The sequence below is a fragment of the Xylanibacter sp. genome (assembly GCF_057607445.1).
In genome coordinates this window covers 50,300-72,459 of record NZ_DBLZAX010000003.1, presented here as the reverse complement: position 1 = coordinate 72,459, position 22,160 = coordinate 50,300, and the positions used below count along the sequence as shown (strand labels likewise).

The 22,160-nt window shown below is 51.2% G+C and carries 16 protein-coding genes; 6 read left to right on the top strand and 10 right to left on the bottom strand.

The annotated features are described in order from the left end of the window. Nucleotides 1-800: 800 nt before the first annotated feature. The 4 genes from ACZMIG_RS03750 (at nucleotide 801) to ACZMIG_RS03735 (ending at nucleotide 5,395) form a co-directional block, all read left to right on the top strand. Entirely contained in the window at nucleotides 801-2,294 is a 1,494-nt protein-coding gene (locus ACZMIG_RS03750; protein ID WP_487889073.1) for an oligosaccharide flippase family protein, read from the top strand. 174 nt (nucleotides 2,295-2,468) lie between these two features. Further along, on the top strand, nucleotides 2,469-2,774 hold the full coding sequence (locus tag ACZMIG_RS03745) for a hypothetical protein (RefSeq protein WP_487889072.1): 306 nt from the start codon (nucleotides 2,469-2,471) through the stop codon (nucleotides 2,772-2,774). A gap of 306 nt (nucleotides 2,775-3,080) precedes the next feature. Next, nucleotides 3,081-4,070 carry a quinolinate synthase NadA gene (nadA, locus tag ACZMIG_RS03740; protein WP_487889071.1) on the top strand — a complete coding sequence of 330 codons (990 nt, stop codon included), beginning with the start codon at nucleotides 3,081-3,083 and terminating at the stop codon, nucleotides 4,068-4,070. A 206-nt stretch (nucleotides 4,071-4,276) separates the two neighbouring features. Further along, on the top strand, nucleotides 4,277-5,395 hold the full coding sequence (locus ACZMIG_RS03735) for a glycosyltransferase (protein ID WP_302023693.1): 1,119 nt from the start codon (nucleotides 4,277-4,279) through the stop codon (nucleotides 5,393-5,395). Between the two features lie 298 nt (nucleotides 5,396-5,693). Here the strand turns inward: ACZMIG_RS03735 and ACZMIG_RS03730 are convergent, their stop codons facing one another. After that, nucleotides 5,694-6,776, bottom strand: a complete 1,083-nt coding sequence (locus tag ACZMIG_RS03730) for a glycosyltransferase family 4 protein (RefSeq protein WP_487889070.1) — start codon at nucleotides 6,774-6,776, stop codon at nucleotides 5,694-5,696. After that, nucleotides 6,773-7,684 carry a glycosyltransferase family 2 protein gene (locus ACZMIG_RS03725; RefSeq protein ID WP_302023690.1) on the bottom strand — a complete coding sequence of 304 codons (912 nt, stop codon included), beginning with the start codon at nucleotides 7,682-7,684 and terminating at the stop codon, nucleotides 6,773-6,775. Before ACZMIG_RS03725 ends, ACZMIG_RS03730 begins: the two co-directional genes overlap by 4 nt. Nucleotides 7,685-7,906: 222 nt before the next feature. On the opposite strand from ACZMIG_RS03725, the gene ACZMIG_RS03720 reads away from it, so the two are divergent. After that, nucleotides 7,907-8,806: a glycosyltransferase gene (locus tag ACZMIG_RS03720; RefSeq protein ID WP_487889069.1), complete on the top strand. Its 900-nt coding sequence runs from the start codon at nucleotides 7,907-7,909 to the stop codon at nucleotides 8,804-8,806. Here ACZMIG_RS03720 and ACZMIG_RS03715 read toward each other — a convergent pair. The 8 genes from ACZMIG_RS03715 to ACZMIG_RS03680 all read right to left on the bottom strand — a co-directional run bounded on the left by ACZMIG_RS03715 (nucleotide 8,776) and on the right by ACZMIG_RS03680 (nucleotide 20,438). Further along, nucleotides 8,776-10,800, bottom strand: a complete 2,025-nt coding sequence (locus ACZMIG_RS03715) for an acyltransferase family protein (RefSeq protein WP_487889068.1) — start codon at nucleotides 10,798-10,800, stop codon at nucleotides 8,776-8,778. The two genes, ACZMIG_RS03720 and ACZMIG_RS03715, sit on opposite strands and share 31 nt — an antisense overlap. Before the next feature lie 35 nt (nucleotides 10,801-10,835). Continuing rightward, nucleotides 10,836-12,959 (bottom strand): type IX secretion system anionic LPS delivery protein PorZ, encoded by a 2,124-nt coding sequence (gene porZ, locus ACZMIG_RS03710; protein WP_487889067.1) that lies wholly within the window; start codon nucleotides 12,957-12,959, stop codon nucleotides 10,836-10,838. Nucleotides 12,960-13,129: 170 nt separating this feature from the next. Beyond that, nucleotides 13,130-13,729, bottom strand: a complete 600-nt coding sequence (locus ACZMIG_RS03705) for a non-canonical purine NTP diphosphatase (protein ID WP_021855821.1) — start codon at nucleotides 13,727-13,729, stop codon at nucleotides 13,130-13,132. Between the two features lie 46 nt (nucleotides 13,730-13,775). Next, on the bottom strand, nucleotides 13,776-14,720 hold the full coding sequence (locus ACZMIG_RS03700) for a YitT family protein (protein ID WP_021855820.1): 945 nt from the start codon (nucleotides 14,718-14,720) through the stop codon (nucleotides 13,776-13,778). Between the two features lie 193 nt (nucleotides 14,721-14,913). Then, nucleotides 14,914-17,769 (bottom strand): leucine--tRNA ligase, encoded by a 2,856-nt coding sequence (leuS, locus tag ACZMIG_RS03695; protein ID WP_487889066.1) that lies wholly within the window; start codon nucleotides 17,767-17,769, stop codon nucleotides 14,914-14,916. Between the two features lie 466 nt (nucleotides 17,770-18,235). Continuing rightward, nucleotides 18,236-19,354 (bottom strand): hypothetical protein, encoded by a 1,119-nt coding sequence (locus tag ACZMIG_RS03690; protein ID WP_418874240.1) that lies wholly within the window; start codon nucleotides 19,352-19,354, stop codon nucleotides 18,236-18,238. Between the two features lie 262 nt (nucleotides 19,355-19,616). Then, nucleotides 19,617-19,718: a smalltalk protein gene (locus ACZMIG_RS03685; protein ID WP_021855817.1), complete on the bottom strand. Its 102-nt coding sequence runs from the start codon at nucleotides 19,716-19,718 to the stop codon at nucleotides 19,617-19,619. 273 nt (nucleotides 19,719-19,991) lie between these two features. After that, nucleotides 19,992-20,438 (bottom strand): HU family DNA-binding protein, encoded by a 447-nt coding sequence (locus ACZMIG_RS03680; protein ID WP_487889065.1) that lies wholly within the window; start codon nucleotides 20,436-20,438, stop codon nucleotides 19,992-19,994. Nucleotides 20,439-21,011: 573 nt separating this feature from the next. On the opposite strand from ACZMIG_RS03680, the gene ACZMIG_RS03675 reads away from it, so the two are divergent. Beyond that, nucleotides 21,012-21,794, top strand: a complete 783-nt coding sequence (locus tag ACZMIG_RS03675) for a phosphatase PAP2 family protein (protein WP_487889064.1) — start codon at nucleotides 21,012-21,014, stop codon at nucleotides 21,792-21,794. Nucleotides 21,795-22,160: the final 366 nt, after the last annotated feature.

Below are 22,160 nucleotides of genomic sequence, written 5' to 3'. Positions count from 1 at the left end.
GATTTTTCACTCTTAACTTTTCACTTCCGTCAGGCGTTTTTCATTTTTAATTTTTCATTTTTAATTGCGCTTTTGCGCCTGCTTTTCATTTTTAACTTAAAAAGCGGTATTTTAAGCGGATCAGGAGATCCTTATAATAAATTCCGGCGGAGCGCAGATCCGCCGGCACAATAGCAAACGTAGTGCTTGAGAGAATAACAAATAATACATTCGGATTTAATTACTCTAACTACTTTAACTTCTAAAACCAACAATGCATTTGACTTTAACTACTTTAACTCCTTTAACTACTAATACAACGTCTTTCACTTTCAATTGCGCTTTTGCGCCTGCTTTTCACTTAAAACAAGCGGTATTTTAAGCGGATCTGGAGATCCTTATAAGCAATTCCGGCGGAGCGCAGATCCGCCGGAACAATAGCAAACGTAGTGCTTGAGAAAATAACAAATAATACATTCGGATTTAATTACTCTAACTACTTTAACTTCTAAAACCAACAATGCATTTGACTTTAACTACTTTAACTACTCTAACTACTTTAACTACTAAACCAAAAACATTCGTCTTAACTACATAACTCCTTGACTCCTAAAACCAACAATGCATTTGACTTTAACTACTTTAACTACTCTAACTCCTTTAACTACTAAAAGAAAAACATTCGTCTTAACTACTTAACTACATAACTCCTTAACTCCTAAAACCAACAATGCATTTGACTTTAACTACTTTAACTACTCTAACTCCTTTAACTACTAAACCAAACAATATTTCCCCAATTCCGCCGTTCTATATCTTAAATGGATAAAGACGAAAGTAAAGACAGCTACGGACATGTGCTGAAATATACTGGAATATTCGGCGGCGTGCAGGGACTCAACATCATCATCGGCCTTGTACGCAACAAGATTACGGCCCTGCTGCTCGGCCCTGCCGGCATGGGACTGGCGTCGCTGCTTAACTCTTCGGTCAACTTTATCTCGCAGGCCACCAACCTCGGAATATCATTCAGTGCGATAAAGCACATATCAGAACTCTACGATCAGGGCGACACAGAAGGCATGGAGCGCTTCATCAGGATTGTCAGGGCATGGAGCCTCGTAGCTGCACTGCTCGGCATGCTCGTGTGCATAGCCGCCGGACCGCTGCTCAACAGCCTCGCCTTCTCGTGGGGCGACCACACGCTCCACTTCATGCTGCTATCGCCTGCCGTGGCGCTGATGGCCATAACGGGCGGCGAGACGGCCATACTGAAGGCCACACGACGGCTAAGGGCGCTCGCCGTGGTGCAGATATGGTCGGTCATAGCCTCGCTGCTGATATCCGTGCCCATATACTGGATGTTCAGATGGACCGGCATAGTGCCCGTGATAATACTCATGGCGCTTGCCACGATGATAATAACGGTGGTGTATTCTTACAGGGCTTATCCGCTGCGCCTCAGCGGAACCAAGGGCCTGCTGGGCGAAGGCATGGAGATGGTAAGGCTGGGCATAGCCTTCATCATGTCGGGCATAATGGCAAGCGGAGCCGAGATGCTGCTGCGCGCACTGCTCAACGCCGAGGCCGACCTCGACATAGTGGGACTATACAACGCGGGATTCGTGCTTACGATAACCTACTCGGGCATGGTGTTCTCGGCGATGGAGACCGACTACTTTCCGCGCCTGTCGGCCGTCAACCACGACAACCAGGCCATGAAGCTCACGGCCAACCGCCAGATAGAGGTGTCGCTGCTCATCGTGGCACCCATGCTCACGCTGCTCATCGTGGCTCTGCCGCTGGTGGTGCCGATGCTCTACAGCCGCAAGTTCACGCCCGTGGTGCCCATGGCTCAGATAGCCGTCATGTCGATGTATCTCAGGGCCATAACGCTGCCCATAGCCTACATGACGCTCGCCAAGAGCCACTCTAAGGCCTTCTTCGTGCTCGAAACGCTGTCGGCAGCCATGCAGGTGGCAGCCGTGATGGGCGGATACCGCCTGATGGGACTGACGGGCACGGGCGCCGGACTGCTCGTGTCGTATCTCTTCGAGCTGACGCTGATATACACTTATGCCCACACACGCTACGCCTACCGCCCCTCGAAAGGCGTATGCACCTATGCCGCCATACATCTGCCGATAGGCATAGCGGCATATCTTTCAACACTTATCGGCAACACTCTGCTGAGCGCCAGCCTCGGCATAATGCTCACCCTGGTCAGCACAGCCGCCTCGCTGTTTATACTGCACAAAAAGACATCGCTGTGGAACAGCCTGACAGAACGGCTGAAAAAACTGCGCAGAAGATAGGCACATCAGAAAAACACACCGAAAAGAATAAGCATAACGGCACTTTTCAACAAAATTTCAACATATCATAAAGACGTGAGCCTAAGGCCTTTACAAAACTTATCAACAAAATAAACACCATTTATCAACAAGCCGAAAGCATATCTTTCAGCACACGAAAAGCCACATATCGCAATGCAAAAAGCCACCTGTTGCAAGGCAAAAGACGGCATATCACAACACGAAAAACGCATAAAGCAACACCAAAACCGGGATAAAGCCACACCACAGACCGAAAACAACGCAGAAAACACCATGAAAACAGGCACAAACGCCACAGCGGACAAAGAACACCGAGACACTGTTGAAAACCCTGTTGATAACCATGTGGAAAACCGTTGGAAAAATATGTGGATATCAACACGCCATGCGGGCACGACATTATACACGTGTATATCAACACCTTTATACAGACAAAATAAGCAAGTTTTCAACAGATAAATGGCGAAAAAAGATATAAACTTATTAAATTTGCAGTCTGACAGGAGAATTGTGGATAAGATGCCTTAACGCCTGACAGTCAGACAGAAGATATTAATGGCACATGTTGAAAACACATAACCACGGGTTGATAACGAAATAAGCAAACTTTCAGCCCTAAAGTTTTGAACAAATCAACGGCATATCATACAACTCATTCTCTTTTTTAAAAAAGGAAAACAAAGGATAAGAATAATTATGTGAGTGTGGAAACCTGAGGGTAACCTGAAAGCAGGACAAGCACACACGGCAAAAGAAACAAACACTATGGTTAAAGAAGAATGGACAGAGAAGGGCTACATAGACGAGCCTGCTGACAACGGCACCGACCTGGCCGCCGAGATAAGAAGAATGTGCAAGGAGAAAGACGCCATAATACTGGCCCACTACTACACCGACGGATCGGTGCAGAAGGTGGCCGACTTCATTGGCGACTCGCTGGCCCTGGCGCGCAAGGCTGCCAAGACCGACGCCAAGATTATCGTGATGTGCGGCGTTCACTTCATGGCGGAGACGTGCAAGATACTTTGCCCCGAAAAGCTGGTGCTCTGTCCTGACCTCAACGCCGGATGCTCGCTGGCCGACTCATGCCGCGCCGAAGACCTCAGGAAGTTTAAGCAGGAGCACCCGGGCTACACCGTGGTGAGCTATGTCAACACTACGGCTGCCGTGAAGGCGCTGACCGACGTGGTGGTTACGAGCGGCAACGCGAAGAAGATTGTTGACCAGCTGCCGAAGGACGAGAAGATTATCTTCGGACCCGACCACAACCTGGGCAGCTACATCAACGCCGTTACGGGCCGCGAGATGCTGCTCTGGAACGGCGGATGCCATGTGCATGAGCGCTTCTCGCCTCAGGCCATCGTTGAGATGAAGAAGGAACACCCCGACGCCATCGTGCTGGTTCACCCCGAGTGCAAGGGTCCCGTAGTGAAGCTTGCCGACGTGGTAGGCTCAACGGCAGTGCTGCTCGACTATGCCGTGGCACATCCCGACAAGGAGTATATCGTGGCAACAGAGCCGGGCATACTGTTCGAGATGCAGCGCCAGTGCCCCGACACGGTGTTCCTGCCCGTGCCTCCCGAAGTGAGCGAAGGCTCCGTAGGCTGCTCTTGCAACGAGTGTGAATACATGAAGATGAATACTCTGCTCAAAGTTTACAACGCCCTTAAATATGAATGGCCCAGCGTAGACGTTCCTGCCGACATAGCAGCCGAGGCAGTGAAGCCGATAAACCGCATGCTGGAGATGAGCTAGAGATTGTTCATAATTAAAAATTAAAAAGTAAAAATTAAAAGGCTGGGAAGAATGAAGGGATTATAAAAAAACGGAAAACTTTAGCCGGCTATTTCATGCAAGCCGCAAAGCCGTTAGTTTCCTGACATTCCGTTCTTTCCCGCCTTTTAATTTTTGCTCCTTAATTTTTTAATTTTTAATTTTTACTTTTTAATTCCAAAAAATCCGTGCGTATATTATTAATTGGTGAGGCGAGCTATGCTCATGCTACGCTGAGAGACGGTCTGGCTGAGCTTGGACACGACGTAGTGCTGATGTCTGACGGCAACGCTCCGCGCGACTGTCCGCGCGACATCGACCTCAGGCGCGACCCGCGGTGGGGAAAGCTTGGCGGACTGAAGGTGCTGCTCACGCTCCTGCGCAACATAAGGCGGCTGTGCGGCAACGATGTGGTGCAGATACACAACTATCAGTTTGTGCCGCTGAAGATGAGCTGGAACAAGATGCTCATCAGTTTCCTGAAGCGCCACAACCGCTGTCTTATAAAAGGATGCTACGGCGACGATCCGCAGGTGCTCGAGCGCCAGCTGAAGGGCGTGCCCGAATATTCGGACATGTACTGGAACGGCTGCGTGCGCAACCAGGAGCAGAACAAGGCCCGACTGGCAGAGCAGCGCCTGCCCGAGTGTGTTTCGTGCTTCAACAAGGCAGCCGGCAGCTCAGACGCCTTCGTGGCATGCCTGTATGAGTATTATCTTGCCTACGACGTCGATTCTTTTCGCTCAAGGCTGCATTATGTGCCGCTGCCCATGCATGTGCCCCATGACGCACGCGTGAAGGGCACAGACGGCAAAATAAAGGTGCTGGTGGGCGTGCAGAGCAGGCGCGAGTATCTGAAAGGTGCGCGCAAGATAGCCGAGATGATAGAAGAGGTTGACCGCAGGCATCCAGGACGGCTCAGCGTGATGTATGTAGAGGACGTGCCCTACGACCGTTATTGCGTGATGCTTGACGAGGCCGACGTGCAGGTGGACCAGTTCTACAGCTACACGCCGTCGATGAACTCGCTGGCGGCAATGGCGCGCGGAACGGTGGTGATAGGCGGAGGTGAGGAAGAGTTTTATGAGTTTATAGGCGAGAAGAAACTGAGGCCTATAATAAACGTAAGTCCCGAGAAGAGCTTCGACGACAATGTGGCTACGCTCGAGCAGGCGCTCCTGACGCCCGGCAACGTGGCACTGCTGTCAAAGCAGAGCGTGGAGTTTGTAAGAAAGTATCACGACTACCGCAAGGTGGCGGCAGAATATGTTGAAGTGTATAAGAAATATTCTGTGCGCCGTGATTAGTTTGTGTTGAAATAAGAAACGTGTATTTAAGCCCCAATCTGTCATCAGACGGCACATGGCTTTATATAAATACTGATAGCCGATTTGGGGTAAACAAAAAAATAGCACCGCCTGAGGTGCTATTTTCTTTATGTATTATTTATCCGTATGTGTAAATGTAATGCTGCATAAGCACAGCCATTAAAGTATGCCTGAGGCTATAGTCGCGGTAAGGCGGTATGACATTATATATAGTCATATCTCGTCTTGTAAGCTGTTGCCCTGCTTGTTTCATCAGAAGATATACTGCGCGTGATGCTCATCGGCTCAGGTCGTCAAGCAGCCTGTACCACTCCTCCATCACCCTGTCGCGCGAGAAGCGCATCGTCCGCCTTGCAGCCTCTTCGCCATAGCTGCGGCGCTTGTCTTCAGACGCCATCATGTCTATTGCTGCCCTGGCAAAGCCCTGCATGTCGTCCTGCGGCACTATTGTGCCCGTTATGTCGTCGGCAACAATCTCGCGTGCGCCATATTTAAAGTCGAACGTCACGGCAGGCAGTCCGCATGCCTGTGCCTCGGCAAGCACGAGCGAGAAGCCCTCAAACCTCGACGTGGCCAGCATGAGGCTGTATCTGGGGTATGTCTGCATCATGTCTTCGGTGCGTCCGCACAGTCTTATCTTGCCGCTCAGCCCCAGTTGGTCTATCTGTTGCTGCAGACTTTCGCGCAGCGAGCCTTCGCCGTAGATGTCGAGCCGCCAGTCAGGATGCGCCTTGTCTATCTCCTTCCAGCATCTTATAAGGATGTCGAAGCCTTTTGGATGCTCAAGTCTGCCTGCCGCCAGCGCCCTTTTTGCGCCGTAGTCTTCGGCGGTGTGGCGGGGAGTGTTGATAAAGTTGGGTATAACTCTCTTATTGCGTGCCCGTGCATACTGCCGTGCGTCCTGTTGGGTTATGCACACCACGGTGTCGGCCATAAGCTCCATGGGCGCGAACAAGCTGTGGTAAGGCGTAAACTGCCGTGCCGAGTGCGACTCATACACTCTCTTTGCGTTGCCGCGGTAGAGCGGCAGGAGCAGCGCTCCCATGGGCAGCGTGAAGAATATTACGTCGGGGCGAAGCTCAGACATCAGTCTGTTGAAGCGCACGGCAGCCGACGTAAGCACCCTGAGGCGCGACATGGTCTTGGCAAGCAGGCTGCAGTCAGTGGCGGCAAAGGGCACGCCCAGACTTACGAACGACACGCCGTTGAGCGGATATGCCGGCGGACGGCTGTCGCTGAATATCGACACAATGGTTACGTCGTGCCCCTTCACGGCCGTAAAGGTGTTGGCCTTTTCGGATATCATGCGCTCTGCCCCGCCCTTTATGGCGAAGTCTTCTATCAGATAAACAATCTTCATGGTCTTAGTGTTTTGAATATCCTGCACGCCGTCTTCAGTCCTAACGTGTTGAGCATTAGCGATTTTATCATGCCGCTCATGCCTCCGTGCATATCGGCTGCAACCTTCTGGCTGCGCAGCATCAGTCTGCCCGTGGCGCGGTAGGCATACAGCTGCGCCGTGAACATGTCCATGTAGAGCCTGTGCCATTTCTTCTCTCTCGTGTCAATGCCGAGCATCTTCACCACTTCGAGCTGTGCCTCGAGCATGGTTACGAGTCCGCCGCAGGCAGCCTTGGCTGTCAGTCCGTCGCCGTTCCAGTGGTAGAGATACATGCCTTCGCCGGTGGTTGCCATTACAGGATGCCGGCTGATGATCTTGCCGAGGACGATGCCGTCCTCAAACATCCTTCTGTCTTCAGGAAACCTTACGCCGTCGAACATCTGCCTGCGGAACACCTTGTTCCACATCCAGCAGTGGCCGAAGCCGTGGTCGGAGAGCCATCCGATGGCGTCGGCATACACCCTGCTGCCCGGGTTCATCACGTGCATGTCCTTGCGTCCGGGCCGTTCCGTAGCCGGATATTCCAGTATGTCGTATTCAGGATGCTGCTCCATTATGGCCATTATCCTGCCGAGCGTGCCCGGTGTGAGCTCGTCGTCGCTGTCGGCAAAGGTTACATACTCTCCTCTGATGCGGTCGAGCGCACAGTTGCGTGCCGCCGAGGGGCCTCCGTTGGCCTTATGTATGACGGTAAGGCGGCTGTCGCCTTGCGCTATTTTGTCGGCCGTCAGACCGCTGCCGTCGGTAGAGCCGTCGTCAACGAGCAGCACCTCGAAGTCTTCATACGTCTGCGACAGTATGCTGTCCAGGCATCTGCCGAGCGTCTTTTCGGCGTTGTAAACGGGGATGATGATGCTGAGTTTCATACTTGCAAATTTAAAAAAATAAATAGCATTATTTGCAAATTATGCTGTTTATTGTGTTTTTTAAGGTGTGTATATGGTACGCGCTTGACGGCGCGGTCTAAAAACTGCGCCTTTTATTTTGTTTTGCCGCCGGCTTTCATTATATTTGCATAATATACGCCGGCCTGCAAAAGAGGTACGCCGGTGGCAGCACCTTAAATATTCATATCTGTGCAAAACAAAATGATAAACGAATTGTCAATACTTATACCCGTCTATAACGACAGTGCCGTGGCGCTTGTCAGCGTGCTCCATTCACAGGCTGAAGCCATAGACGGCCTTGAATATGAGATTCTCGCAATAGACGACGGAAGCACCAACGAGGCCGTGATAGCCGAAAACAGGGCGATAGACGGCCTTTCTAACTGCCGCTACGTTATTGACCGCCACCACGACTGCCGTGCAGCCATGCGCAACAATATGACGTCTAAGGGCAAATATGAGTGGCATCTGATGGTCGACGCGCGCCTCAGTTTGGTCTACGACGACTTTCTGCTGCGCTATCTACGCAGCGGAGCGCAGCGCGGCGAGGCTGTGTGCGGCGGCGTGTGTGTTGACGGAGGAGCAGATTCGGCAAGACTATATAAGGAGAACCTTCGCTTCAGATATGAGAAATTTGAGGAGAAAAACCATTCGGTTGAGGTGAGAAACAGGCTGCCATACAATTCGTTCCGCACGACAAACTTCTTTTATCACCGCTCTGTTCTTGAGCGTGTGCCTTACGACGAAAGGATAAAGGGCTACGGATATGAGGACGTGATGCTTGGCCGTGCATTCCGTAACAGCGGCATCGTGGTAAGGCATATAGACAATCCTGTGGCTTATACGTGCTTTGAGGGCAACGCGGCTTATCTGAAGAAGATAGAGGAGGCTATGCTCACTCTGCATCAGTTTGCCGGTGAACTAAAAGACTATTCGCCGCTGCTCGGCATGGTGGGCAGGCTGAGGTCGATGCACATGCTGTGGCTTGTCAGGCTGTTTCACAGAATGTTCCGCGGCGCCGAACTGCGCAATCTGCGTGGCAATAAGCCATCGTTGACCGTATTCAAGCTCTATAAGCTGGGCTTCTTTGCCTGCATCTGACATGCTCCGAAGGCTGCCATGAGCGTGATGCAGAACGGCAGCGAGGCATCGAGATAGGTTATGTCGTATGCCGAATTGAATATGTCGGTCCAGTTGCCGTACACATACATATTATGTCCGTATGCCAGCACGGGCACGAGGATAAGCATTATAGCCGAGAATAGCATAAGCATCTTGTTGTTTCCCTTCCATTTTAAAGCCATTATCACTGCAACCGCGAGCAGCAGAAGCGAGTCGGCCGGGCGTCCCTGTCTCGACTGAAGCGAGAACGGATTGTTCTCGGCATAGAATAGTTCGTGCCAGTCCCACAATGCAAACGGCAGGAATGTAAGGCACAGCACGGCCGCGACAATGAGCAGCGTGGACACCTTGCGGCCCGCAGAAAGCTTGAGCCAGAAGGGAAAGAACATGATGAAGAGAGGAAAGGCCGTGCTTATTCTCGTTGACAGCCACAGGCCGGCTATGGCCGCGAGCATCAAAGGATATTTACTGAAGGTTATCTTCTTGCATATAAGAAGGTTTATAAATGATGCAAGAAGAAGAAAATTGGATATAAGATCGCTCCTCACAGCCGTTTCATACCACAGGTTAAGGCTGAGCGCAAGCAGCACGGTGGCCTTTATGCCTGCCTGAGAGCCGTAGGCGGCCTTGACGCTGATGACGAACAGCAGGGCGGTGAAAATCTCTGAAAGGCCTACGTTGCCGAGTGCCCAGAAAGGTATGTGGAACACCATCCACACCGGGAACGGCGAGGCATAGCCGCCTAAATGGGTCTGTGCCGAATAAGGAAACTGGCCGCTGAACATGGCAGTGAGCGGATTGGCTATGGCCGACCAGCGGTCAACCTGGTTCTGCATGGGGTCGAAATGATACTGCACGGCTGCCATTGCAACTGCCATTATCACTGCCATTGACCAAAATATTGCCTCAGAATGTCTGCTTATAATTGTCTTTCGGCGATTGAACAGCAGCGTGACGAGCGCAAGGATGACGGCATAGCTCATGCTGACGTATCCGAAATGTTCGGTGGCCCTCATGCTGTATTTGCATGCCATGATGTAGCATACGGCGATGTAGAGTATTGAGGTGAACACCGTGGTGAAGTTGTTCTTCAGCTCGTTGTTTATCCTGTTGAACACGGCTGCAATGACGGTAGACGCCGCCATGTATTTAATTATGGATAAAAAGTCGGTTACAAACGGCAGGACGAAGAAGTGAACTATGTATATTTCATAGCTTATCTTGCCGAACCATGATATAGGTCTGAGCCTCTTCAGCTGCGGTAATATGTGCGGAGCTGTGATTATGGCTACTGCCAGCGGCAGCTTGATGTTGAGCAGTATGACGTTGAAGGGCACGGTGCCGATGTATCTCCTTACGAACGGAATCTCCTTGATGAGCATGAACGCCGTGCCGTAGGCAAAGGCTGCCGCCGTGAATTTTATGATCCTGCCGCGGCTTATCTGTCTTACCTTATCATAATGCTGCGACACGATGTATCCGCAGAAGAACGAGAAGGCCTGCTCGCACATGAGCTGCTGGGCGAAGATGAAGGCCACTGAGAAGCCTGCAAGTATCTTGGTGGTGTGGCGCGGTGATAGTCTGCGCGCCAGCCAGTAGATGATATACCATCTTACGATATAGTCGACAAACCACAGTTCCGAGTCGGTGAAGAGCAGGTTGTGGACAAGCCTTGACAGGCTGAACTGTTCTTCAAACGGCAGCTTGAACAGAAAGACGAGCCAGCACGGTATTATTACGCGCACGATACGTTTGTGCCAGTAGCCGGTCAGACCGCTTTTCTTGTAGCTTTCGTTTAGTCCGAAGCCTGATATGAACAGAAACGCAGCCACGCCTATGCTGCCTAATATGTTGACGATGCGGGGGTAACCTTCAATCTGCATTATGAAGTGCATCAGCATAACCATTATTGCCGATATGCCCTGCGTCCATAATGTGTTTTCGTGAGATAGGATGTCTGTATTTCGTGTCACGTGTTCCTGCTGAGATTTTTATGTCTGTTGTGATGTCAGTTTACTATGGCAATCTTGCACACGGTGCCCTTGTCGCCCGACGATGTTGCCGTCTCAACCATATACACGCCTGATGCCACACGCTTGCCGTTGAGGTCGCATCCGTCCCATGTGTATGATCCGCCCGTGCTTCGGCCCTGGTTTACGAGTGCTCCGCTCGACGTTACGATCTTCACGTCGGCGTCATAGCTAAGGCCTGTGATGGTTATCAGGCCCGTGTAGTCGGGTCTTACGGGGTTGGGATATGCGTATACGTTGTCCTTGGTCATCTCGTCTGTCGGCTCGGTTGCGTCGCTCTGATAAGAGCATAAGCCCTTGTCTGTGGCGAAATATACGCGGCCCGACGCACCGTCGATGGCTATGTCCTGCACAAGGTTTGACGGCAGAGGCGAGTTGTCTGTGGTGAAGTGGCTTATCTGGGTGTTGTTGTCGTCGCTGATGAGGAACACTCCGTTAGAGTTGGTGCCTATCCATTTGCGGTTGCCGCCGTCGATGGCTATGGCGCGCACGTCGATGCCCGATAGCAGATAGTCGGCATAGTTGGTGCCGTCATTGCGCGGCACTTTGTGTTGCGTGAAGTAAGTTGAGCCGTTCTGTATGGCGCTTGCCGAGAGATAAACAGGTCCGGCGTTGGTGCCTACCCATACGTTTCCTTCCCTGTCTTCAACCGGACTGAATATGTAGTTTGCGCCGAGGCTTGTTCCGTCTTGGTTTATTATACTCGGTCCGTATTTTGTCAGCACGTCGTTGGCATAGTCGTATGAGTAAAGTATGGTGTTGTTGTAGTTGTTGTTTACAAACCACATATTGCCGTTGGTCTTGCTGATAAAGGCTTTCTCTAGGTCGTAGCTGTTGGTGCCCGACAGTTCTGAATGCTTGTATGTAGTCCATTTTCCGTCGCTTTTCGAGAGGCACTTTATGCTGTTGCTTATCAGCGAGTTGAGCGCCCAGAGGTTTCCGGCAGCGTCGTATTTTACAGATGTAACGATGGTATAGTCTTTCGACGGCGGATTGAACGGCGACTCGAGCGCGCTGTTGTCCGTTGTGTAGTGCTTCACGAACTTGCCGTCCTGAAACTCATACATGCCGCTCTTGGCGCCCACCATGACGTGTCCGCTTATTGTTGGGTCGAAGTCGAGGCACAGCACGTCAACGTAGTTGTGGCCTATCTTGTCTGTTGTAACCTTTTCAAACTCCGACCAGCTGTCGCCGTTCCACACGTGAACTTCGCCCGGTCGGTTGCCGTCGGTCTCCTGCGACCACAGGCCGCCCACGCCGTAGAGGCTTCCGTTGTTGATGTATATGCGGTAGAAGTTGTTTGATGCGGGTCCGTCTGGTGCAACGCCTTCGGTTACATACACGGGCACGTTGTCGCTGTTTATCTTATATCCTGTTAGCTTTCCGTCTTCGGTCTTGGTCCACCACGTGCCGTCGGTCTGGTCGTACACCTTTGTGCGGTCTATGTTCTGCGCCACATAGTCGCCCGTGCGGCTCCAGTTGCCTTTGTCGAGCAGGTTGTCCTGCATGTTGCCGCGGTAGATGCCCTGCGTGCTCGATGCAGCATAGATGTAGTTGCCCTCGATGTAGCAGTAGTCAACCTGGAATCCGAGCTGATACGAGTCGGCAATGCTTCCGTTGCTGACGTTCATCTTCACTATGCCGAAGGCTGTCGACAGATAGGCATATTGGTTATATATATAAATGTTGTTTATGGTCTTGTCGTAGGTAGCTTCCTTCATGTAGAGGTCGGGCACGTTGATCACGCTGCCGTTTCTTGAAAGCAGGTCGATGTTAGAGTTTGTGTAGGTAACGATAAGTCTGCCGGCAGATTTTGACCATGCTATGTGCGATATCTCGATATCCGACAGCATATTTGTCTTGTCGTAGGTGGCAACAAGTCCGTCTGCGGGGTTATACGAAAACAGACTGTTGGATGCCAGCACGTACACCTCCTTGCCCGTGGGCTCTATTTCTGTTATGTTGCCGTAGCTTGGATAGAGGGTCCAGCCGTCTGTGCTGCCGCCGCTTATTGCATTGGCCGGCACTGATAATAGCAGAAAAAGGCACGGCAGACAGCATGACATGATATGTCTGAGGATATGGGTGTTTATTTTTCGCATAATTGTTTTGTTTACAGCTTGTGGCTTGTTGCTCAATGATATAACGCCGGCAGGTAAGATTTGTTTTATAAAATGCCAAAATTCTTCGTTCAGCGGCATTGCCGTTGCGCCGCCAGAGCGCTTTGCGCAGCGCTTTCCGGCGACGGTGATGATAATATAAAGGCAGGCGGCTATCTGTTGCCGCTTGCCTGTTTAAGATATTCTACAAGTTTCTGCACGGCCCTGGCGCGGTGAGATATCTTGTTCTTTATCTCGTGGCCCAGTTCGGCAAATGTCTTGTCGTAGCCTTCGGGGCGGAATATTGGGTCATAGCCGAAGCCCTCTCCTCCCCTCTTCTCGCGTATTATGTCGCCTTCTGCCACGCCTTCAAACAGCTTCACGCCGTCGTCGCCGCTGCCCGTTATCAGGGCTATCACCGTGCGGAAGCGCGCCTTGCGGTTGTCGTTGTCGCCGAGCTTCTGCATCAGTTTTGCCATGTTGGCCTCGCTGTCGTGACCTTCGCCGCCGGCATATCGTGCCGAGTAGACTCCCGGCTCTCCGCCCAGCGCGTCCACCTCGAGTCCGGTGTCGTCGGCAAAGCAGCTCATGCCGTATTTGTCAAACACGTAGCGGGCTTTCTGCAGGGCGTTTCCCTCCAGCGTGTCTGCCGTCTCGGGTATGTCCTCGTGGCAGTTGATGTCGGCCAGCGACATCACTTCTATCTTGTCGCCGAGCATGTCTCTTATCTCGGCCAGCTTGTTCTTGTTGTTTGTTGCGAAAACTATTTTCATCTTTTCTTTATTGTTTCTCTGTGCGCCCGGCAGCGGCCTTTTGCCGTCACTTGCCGTTTAGCGTATTGTCTTTCATCTTCTTGGGCACTTTCACCTTTATCTGGTCGAAGCCCTCGCCGTATACGCCTATCACGGAGCTCTGGCTCACAAAGGCGTTGGGGTCGATTACTTTTATCAGTCGGAATATCGTCACGCTCTCGTTCTTCTTTGCCAGCAGACAGAGCACCTTGGTCTCCTTGCCCGTATACCATCCGTGACCGTCGAGTATGGTTATCGTGTGGTCGGTCGTGGTGGCTATGGCGTTGGCTATCTCCTGATATTTCTTTGAGAATATCATGAACTGCACCGACTGGCGCTGCCAGTTCATCACGTAGTCGAGCATGGTGCACTCGATGAACATGGTGCAGAAGCCGAACACCACCTTCTGGCAGCGTAACTGCACGGGACCGAACGTGTCGATGAACAGACAGCTGCCTATGATGCACACGTCGATTAGCAGGATTACGCGGCCGAGCGATATGTTGCGGTACTTGTTGACCGAGGCCGCTATGATGTCGGTGCCGCCCGTAGAGCCGTTGTTGAGGAACACTATGGCCAGGGCCGTGCCGGTCATCATACATCCGATGACGAGCGACATGAAGTCGTTGCCGTCGCCCAGCAGCTTGTAGAACGTGCCGTCAGGCTGGATGACAACTCTCTGGGCCACGTCGAGCAGGAACGTCAGCATGAACGTGGCGTAGATGGTCTTCATCAGGAAGCGCCAGCCCAGTATCTTCAGCGCGGCCACGATGAGCACGGCGTTGATTATGAAGAATGTGTACTGAACGGGGAACTTCGTGGCGTAGAACACCACGGCGCCGATTCCCGCTATACCTCCCGTAACTATCTCGTAAGGCAGGAGGAACACCGTGAAGGCGAACGTGTAGAGCATCAGCCCGAGGGTGATGTTGAAGTAGTCTTTGGCTTCACGAATTAATATTTGCTTCTGCATGGCTTGTGATTTTTTAAGGTGAAAGTGTGTTTCTTTTTAATTCTGTTGACATAACGGTTTTATCATGAGCGCGTCGGCTCCTGTGAGTGAGTCAGGCCGGCTCAGTGGCCGGGCTCTGCTGTGTTGCCCGGCCTTTGCCGCCTGTGTGTGTCCTGTTATTTTGCTGTTTGCCTTAGTGATATGGGTGCGGCTGTTATTTAACAACCACGTTGACCATTCTCTTCGGCACGATGATAACCTTTACTATCTGCTTGCCGTCGATGTATTTTGCCGTTCTCTGGTCGGCCATCACAGCCTGCTCTATGGCTGCGTTGTCGGCGTCGGCTGCAAACTGCATCTCGAAGCGGCGCTTGCCGTTGAAGGCTATACCCATCTGAACGGTGCTCTCAACGAGGTATTTCTCGTTGTATTCGGGCCAGCATGCGTCGAATATGCTGCCGCTGTTGCCCAGTGCGTGCCACAGCTCTTCGGCTATGTGCGGAGCAAACGGAGCTATCAGGCCTACCACATCGGTCAGCAATGCCTGGTTGTGGCATTTGAGCTGATGCAGCTCGTTGACGCAAATCATGAAGGCAGATATGCTGGTGTTGTAGCTGAACTGCTCGATGTCTTGCGTAACCTTCTTGATGAGCTTGTGGACAGACTTATACTGCTCCGGCGTAGGCTCGCTCTGGTCGGGCAGGAATTCGCCCGTGCGCTGATCGTAGAACAGTGCCCAGAACTTCTTCAGGAAGCGGTGGCAGCCGTCTATTCCGTTTGTGTCCCAAGGCTTGCTCTGCTCTACCGGACCGAGGAACATCTCGTAGAGACGCAGCGTGTCGGCTCCGTATTTGTCTACAATCATGTCGGGGTTGACAACGTTGAACATCGACTTTGACATCTTCTCTATAGCCCATCCGCACACATACTTGCCGTCTTCGAGGATGAATTCGGCGTCGTTGTATTCGGGGCGCCATGCCTTGAATGCCTCTGTGTCGAGCACGTCGCCGTGAACGATGTTTACGTCAACGTGTATAGGCGTTACGTCATACTGGTCTTTTAGTCCGAGACTAACGAAGAGCGGCTTCTTAGAGTGGTCGTCGCTGTTTACTCGGTAAACGAAGTTAGAGCGTCCCTGAATCATACCCTGGTTGACGAGCTTCTTGTAAGGCTCCTCCTGGCACGACACACCGAGGTCGAACAGGAACTTGTTCCAGAAGCGTGAGTATATCAGGTGGCCCGTGGCGTGCTCTGTTCCGCCCACATACAGATCAACGTTCTGCCAGTAGTGGTCGGCTTCCTCGCCCACGAGGGCGTTGTCGTTGTGCGGATCCATGTAGCGCAGATAGTAGGCTGATGAGCCTGCAAAGCCCGGCATGGTGTTGAGCTCGAGCGGGAATATTGTCTTGTTGTCAATCAGACTCTTGTCCACAACCTCGTTCTTCTCTGTGTCCCAAGCCCATTTCTTAGCGTGTCCGAGCGGCGGCTCGCCTGTCTCTGTAGGCTTATACTGGTCAATCTCGGGCAGCTCGAGCGGCAGCTTGTCTTCTGAAATCATGTAAGGCATGCCGTCCTTATAGTAAACCGGGAACGGTTCGCCCCAGTAGCGCTGGCGTGAGAAGATGGCGTCGCGCAGACGGTAGTTCACCTTCACGCGGCCCATGTTGTGAGAAGTTACAAACTCCTTGGTCTTCTTTATAGCCTCCTTTACGCTCAGGCCGTTGAGCGAGAATCCGTCGAGAGTCTCCACTCCGCTCTTAGGCGAGTTGCACACGGTGCCCTCCTTGGCGTCGAAGCTCTCCTCGCTCACGTCGCATCCCTCTATGAGCGGACGTATCTCCAGTCCGAAATGCTTGGCAAAGGCATAGTCGCGCGAGTCGTGCGCAGGCACAGCCATGATGGCTCCTGTGCCGTATCCAGCCAGCACATAGTCAGAAATCCAGATAGGAATGTTCTCGCCCGTGAACGGATTGATGGCGTAAGAGCCTGAGAACACGCCCGTAACAGAGCGGTCGCTGATGCGCTCGCGCTCGGTGCGCTTCTTTGTGCGCTCTATATATGCGTCCACCTCAGCCTTCTGCTCAGGTGTGGTAAGTTTCTCTACGAGTTCGCTTTCAGGTGCCAGCACCATGAACGTTACGCCGAATATTGTGTCGGCACGTGTGGTGAAGATGGTGAAGTCCCAGTCCTGTCCTGCCACCTTAAACTGCATCTCTGTTCCTTCAGAACGGCCGATCCAGTTGCGCTGAGTCTCCTTCAGCGACTCAGTCCAGTCTACAGTGTCGAGTCCGTCGAGCAGGCGCTGTGCATAGGCGCTTACGCGCAGACACCACTGCATCATCTTCTTCTGAACAACGGGATATCCGCCGCGCACGCTCACGCCGTCTACCACCTCGTCGTTGGCAAGCACGGTGCCCAGTCCGGCACACCAGTTAACCATCGTCTCGCCCAGATAGGCTATGCGGTAGTTCATCAGCACTTGCTGCTGCTCCTTCTCGCTCATGGCGTTCCATTCGGCTGCCGTAAAGTTCATCTCCTCGCTCTGTGCCACGTCGAGTCCCTCGGTGCCCTTCTGGCTGAAGTGCTCTATGAGCTTCTCTATGGGCTGTGCCTTCTGGCAAGTGTTGCAGTAGAACGAGTTGAACATCTTCTGGAATGCCCACTGTGTCCATTTGTAATATTTAGGCTCGCAGGTGCGCACCTCGCGGTTCCAGTCGAACGAGAATCCTATCTTGTCCAGCTGGCTGCGGTATCTGCTTATGTTTTCGGCCGTAGTTATGGCCGGATGCTGTCCTGTCTGTATGGCATACTGCTCGGCGGGCAGTCCGTAGGCGTCGTATCCCATGGGGTTGAGCACGTTATATCCCATCAGCCTCTTGTAGCGGGCATAGATGTCGCTGGCTATGTATCCCAGCGGATGTCCCACGTGCAGTCCTGCTCCCGATGGATAAGGAAACATGTTGAGCACATAGAATTTCTCTTTGCTCTTGTCTTCAGTAACCTGGTAGGTCTTCATCTCGGCCCACTGTTTCTGCCATTTCTTCTCAATCTCTCTGAAATTGTATTCCATTGTTCCGTATCGTTGTTTTTTATTCTTTGTGTTATTTATGCCGCTCTGTTGCAGCCCCGTCCCGTCCAGCCCTGTTAAAGGCTCAAGGCCGTCATTGTCAGGCCGGAGGTTTGCTTTTTCGTCAGGCATGACACATAATTATAATATGCAAAGATAATGCAAAAATTCGATTGTACGAAATAAAATTGTTTTTATTGTATTTTGTCCGTTATGTTACAGTTACGATTACCCCTAACAGGTTATCAGTCATATGGTTTAATTCTACAGATACATTGATGCTTATAGCCTAATAATGATGACTGATTTTGGTTTAACGGCAATGTTGTTTATCGCTGAAAACTCATGCCGACTGCATGCGCGCTCTGCTTATGTGGGCATAGGCGCGTGCAGCCGGCTTCTTTTTAGGATGTGTTTATGTGTTGCGTATGCCGCCTGTGTGCAGCCATACAATGGCGCTATACAGGTGTTACTTGTCTTTGATTTTCTGCGTTCCGCTGATATGGTCGAAGTAGTTGCCTAATTCGAGCGTTATTTTGAATGTCCTTTCTTTTCTGAAGTTATCGTCTGCTGATATGTACAGAGTCCAGTCGTCCACTCTTACGTTGAGCCAGTCGCACTTTTGGTTGAACTTGCCCGTGTTATACATATTTCTGTTTTCGGTTCTGTCGTAGCCGAAGTTGTAGAGCGTTTCGCCTTCAACTTCAATGCTTGTTATCCACCAGTGTTTTCCTTCAGTGTCAATCTTTACTTCGCTGCCCGTATAGTCGAGTGTAACTTCTTTGGTCGACAAGCCGATTTTGTCTGAGGCTCCTCCCGTCATCAGTTCTTCCTGCGTGCCTTCTATGCAGTCGTGGTAGTCGCCTGCCTGAACATAAATCTTGAAGGTTCTGCCTGCTCCGTAGTTCATGTCTGCCGATATGTTCAGCGTCCAGTCGTCCACGCTTACGTTGAGCCAGTCGCACTTTTGGTTGAACTTGCCCGTCTGATACATGTTTCTGTTCTCGGTGTTGTCGTAGTAGAAATTATACAGCGTCTCTCCGTCAACCTCTATTGATGTTATCAACCAGTGTTTTCCTTCGGTAGTTACAGTAGCAGGGTCTCCTGCCCCGTTGAGCGTTACGGTCTTGGTCGACAGGCCTATAATGTCGTCCCACTGGCCTGTAATCATTTCTTCCTGCACGCCCGTGATGGTGGCCGTGCTGTTGGCTGTGGCAAGGACAATCTTGAATGTGCGTTCTTTATATACGTTATCGTCTACAGCCACTTCGATGCTGCTGCCGTTGCGTTTCATGCTGACCCACTGGCATCGTGCTTCATACGCTCCGCCTCCTGCCATCAGCTGCTTCTCCTCGGCAGTAGGTTTCAGTGTGTCTTCCTCTGTCGTAATCTCTTCTATCCACCAGCCTTCGCTGCTGCCTATGTTTACAGTTGCAGTGTCTGCATTCAGTTCAAATGTCAGGGTGGTATCGTTCAGCTCCACGGTTCTGGTCTGTTCCGGATTAATAGGCTTTTGGGGGTCGTTGTCGTCGTTTGAGCATGCCGTGAAACAGATTACTGCCATGAGCATAAATATCAGTTTCTTCATAAGCGATAAGTTTAACAGGTTAATTTTGTGTAATGATTTTAATCTCTTAGATGTTGGTGTCTATTATTTTCTCATAGGCTTCAAGGTTTATGTGTTATATGTTTGAGTTTTATTTGCCAAATATAGCGATTTATTTTTACAATTATATTTTTTACATTAAAAAAATGCACATTTTTTGTATATATATTGAATAAACATAAAAATCCGGCAGACTGAAATGCCTGCCGGACCGGTTGGTTGATTTTGATTAACTGCATCCTTTTCAGATTGCCGCGTTCACTCCGAACACGCCTAGGATGGCTGTTGCCACTGCCACTATCACCTTCAGAATTATCGAAATGTTGTTCTTGTCCTTTGTTCCCATTGTCTGTTTTGTCTTTGTAAGTTTTTTAATCCAAATCGGTCATCAGACCGCATATTACCTTATCAATTTTGTGCATTGATGCTTTCAGTCTGTCTTTTTGTTTCTATTGGCGTCTTTTTGTCAGATTTTTCGCAGGCATAGCGGGCTATGTCAAGAAAAATCTAACGAAAATCTGCTCAATATAAAGCTAAATCCCGACCGAATCCTAATGACCGTTTTGGGTTTAATTTATGTGTGTTACGTTCATCGTCTGCATTCATTCATGCCCTGCTGCTACACGGCTTCCACGTCGTCGAGGGCGTCGCTGACAGCGTTCTTGGGCAGCTCCTGCACCTTGCAGCCCGTAAGCAGTGCGCGGGTGCGTGTCTTGTTCTTGTCAATCTTGGTCTCGGGCTGAAACAGCACGTGCACCGACTTGACGTTGCCGCTTGCCGTAAAGTCCTTCACGGTGTCGGCCGGACTGGTGTGCATGCCGATCTTGAATGTGCCGAGGCGGTCGAGCTTCACGCGGTGCGACATCTGCAGATGCTTCTGCATCGTCTCCACCAGCTCGCTCAGTACGGCCACGATGTCGGCTCTCTTCACCGTACAGTTGGCCTGCATCTCGTCTGCCAGGTCGTCTATTGTAACTGTGCCCGTGTGCACGGCGCGTGCATACCACTTGCCCTTGTTTGTCGAACCTTCTCTGTTTTCCTGATACAACTTATAAAAAACTGCCATAATCTTTTTTCCTTTCTTTTTTTAATGGTTAATAATCTGTGTGTTTCTCTCTGCATTCAGAAGCTTCTTTGTGTCAGTTGTGTCTTTCATGCTGCCCGGCGCCGCTTCGGCGGCTGATGGTTGCCGGCTGTCCATGCTGTCTTTTGAGGTGCCTGCGGCTTCATGTCGTTCACGTTTGCAAAGATACACTTTCTGATCAGCGATGTCAAGTTTTACCACGATAGACTGTATGCTCAACTGTTGTTAGTATGTTTTCATGATCAGTTCCGATGTCTCGTTTTATGCTGACTGTCAGGTGTTTACGCCCGCAAGGCTTTTTGCCGTGCTTATGATGGCTTCGGCTCGCCGGGCTGTTTGCGCCTTGGCTGACTGCCGTCGTAGGCCGTGCTTTGCGCTACAGCTTGTATTGATGCTTGCTGTTTGGTTAAAATAAGTTTTCGGGATATGCGTATATTAAAAAATACATTAAAAAAACAGTTTCCCGATAGGTGGTTTTCTGCATTTCCGTGTGATATCTTTGCCGGTTTATGCCATCGGCCATGACATTGCTTGACACACCGGAAAATTAACGAAATGATGAAAAGTAAAGAAACGTTCAACTTCAGGATCATCCTCATTATGCTGCTGCTCTGTGCTGCTTCAGGCGTCAGTGCTGCCGACAGCCTTAGCTGCGATGTGCAGCGGCGTTGCACCTTCGACGACGGCCACAGGCTCAGGGCTGTCGACATAGTGGTGCCTGCCGCCCTCGTTGGCGTGTCGGCGCTGTATATCGAGAACGGATGGATGGTCAGGCAGAAGCGCGCCGTGAGATACGCCCTCGTGCCGAAGGACAGGCGCAAGATGCATGCTGACGACTATGTGCAGTATTCGCCCGTGGTGGCTGTCTACGGGCTCAACCTTGCCGGCGTGCGCGGCCGCCACTCGTTCAAGGACCGCACCATCATGCTTGCCATGTCGTATGCCACGATGGGCATCATCGTCAACACCATGAAGCTGTCCATAAGCGAGCGCCGCCCCGACGTAAGCACGCGCAACTCTTTTCCGTCGGGACATACAGCCACGGCCTTCATGGGCGCGCAGTTTCTTTATGAAGAATACAAGTCGGTGTCGCCCCTTATAGCCTGGTCGGGCTTTGTGGTGGCTCCGCTCACGGCCTATCTGCGCGTCTACAACGACCGCCACTGGATAAACGACGTTGTGGCGGGTGCGTGCATAGGCATCGTAAGCACCAAACTGGCCTACAGGCTCTATCCCCTGCTGTTCCGCAAGTCGTCCTGCCGCCGCTCCACGGCTCTTGCCGCCCTGCCCTACTACGACGGCCGCAGCATTGGCGTGAGCATGAACATGACGTTTTAGTTTCATACCTATCCGGCCGCATTACGTTCATGGCATTTACGGTGTTTTTCCTTTCTGTTTCCCGTGTTTGCCATGTTCGTTTTGCGGCATATATTTGCCTCGTATGCGTATGTTGATTATAATAACATGGTCATGTATACAGGCAGATAGTTGATGCCGTTTTCCCGGCGGTAATCCTTGGTGTGTTTCACACATAGATGCCCATAATTCCGCCTTCCACCAAATATTTTCTGCGCGAAATGTCGATATCCACCAAATTTTTTCAGTGCAAAGTGTCGGTATCTACCAAATTTTTTCAGTGTAAAGTGTCGGTATCCACCAAATCTTTTATAAATATACGCTATGCCGTGCATAACAGAAAGGCCG

Excerpts from the sequence above, each read along its gene's own strand:
- ACZMIG_RS03750 (WP_487889073.1), top strand. The coding sequence starts at position 801 with ATGGATAAAGACGAAAGTAAAGACAGCTACGGACATGTGCTGAAATAT.
- ACZMIG_RS03745 (WP_487889072.1), top strand. The coding sequence starts at position 2,469 with ATGCAAAAAGCCACCTGTTGCAAGGCAAAAGACGGCATATCACAACAC.
- nadA (WP_487889071.1), top strand. The coding sequence starts at position 3,081 with ATGGTTAAAGAAGAATGGACAGAGAAGGGCTACATAGACGAGCCTGCT.
- ACZMIG_RS03730 (WP_487889070.1), bottom strand. The coding sequence starts at position 6,776 with ATGAAGATTGTTTATCTGATAGAAGACTTCGCCATAAAGGGCGGGGCA.
- ACZMIG_RS03725 (WP_302023690.1), bottom strand. The coding sequence starts at position 7,684 with ATGAAACTCAGCATCATCATCCCCGTTTACAACGCCGAAAAGACGCTC.
- ACZMIG_RS03720 (WP_487889069.1), top strand. The coding sequence starts at position 7,907 with ATGATAAACGAATTGTCAATACTTATACCCGTCTATAACGACAGTGCC.
- porZ (WP_487889067.1), bottom strand. The coding sequence starts at position 12,959 with ATGCGAAAAATAAACACCCATATCCTCAGACATATCATGTCATGCTGT.
- ACZMIG_RS03705 (WP_021855821.1), bottom strand. The coding sequence starts at position 13,729 with ATGAAAATAGTTTTCGCAACAAACAACAAGAACAAGCTGGCCGAGATA.
- ACZMIG_RS03700 (WP_021855820.1), bottom strand. The coding sequence starts at position 14,720 with ATGCAGAAGCAAATATTAATTCGTGAAGCCAAAGACTACTTCAACATC.
- leuS (WP_487889066.1), bottom strand. The coding sequence starts at position 17,769 with ATGGAATACAATTTCAGAGAGATTGAGAAGAAATGGCAGAAACAGTGG.
- ACZMIG_RS03690 (WP_418874240.1), bottom strand. The coding sequence starts at position 19,354 with ATGAAGAAACTGATATTTATGCTCATGGCAGTAATCTGTTTCACGGCA.
- ACZMIG_RS03685 (WP_021855817.1), bottom strand. The coding sequence starts at position 19,718 with ATGGGAACAAAGGACAAGAACAACATTTCGATAATTCTGAAGGTGATA.
- ACZMIG_RS03680 (WP_487889065.1), bottom strand. The coding sequence starts at position 20,438 with ATGGCAGTTTTTTATAAGTTGTATCAGGAAAACAGAGAAGGTTCGACA.
- ACZMIG_RS03675 (WP_487889064.1), top strand. The coding sequence starts at position 21,012 with ATGATGAAAAGTAAAGAAACGTTCAACTTCAGGATCATCCTCATTATG.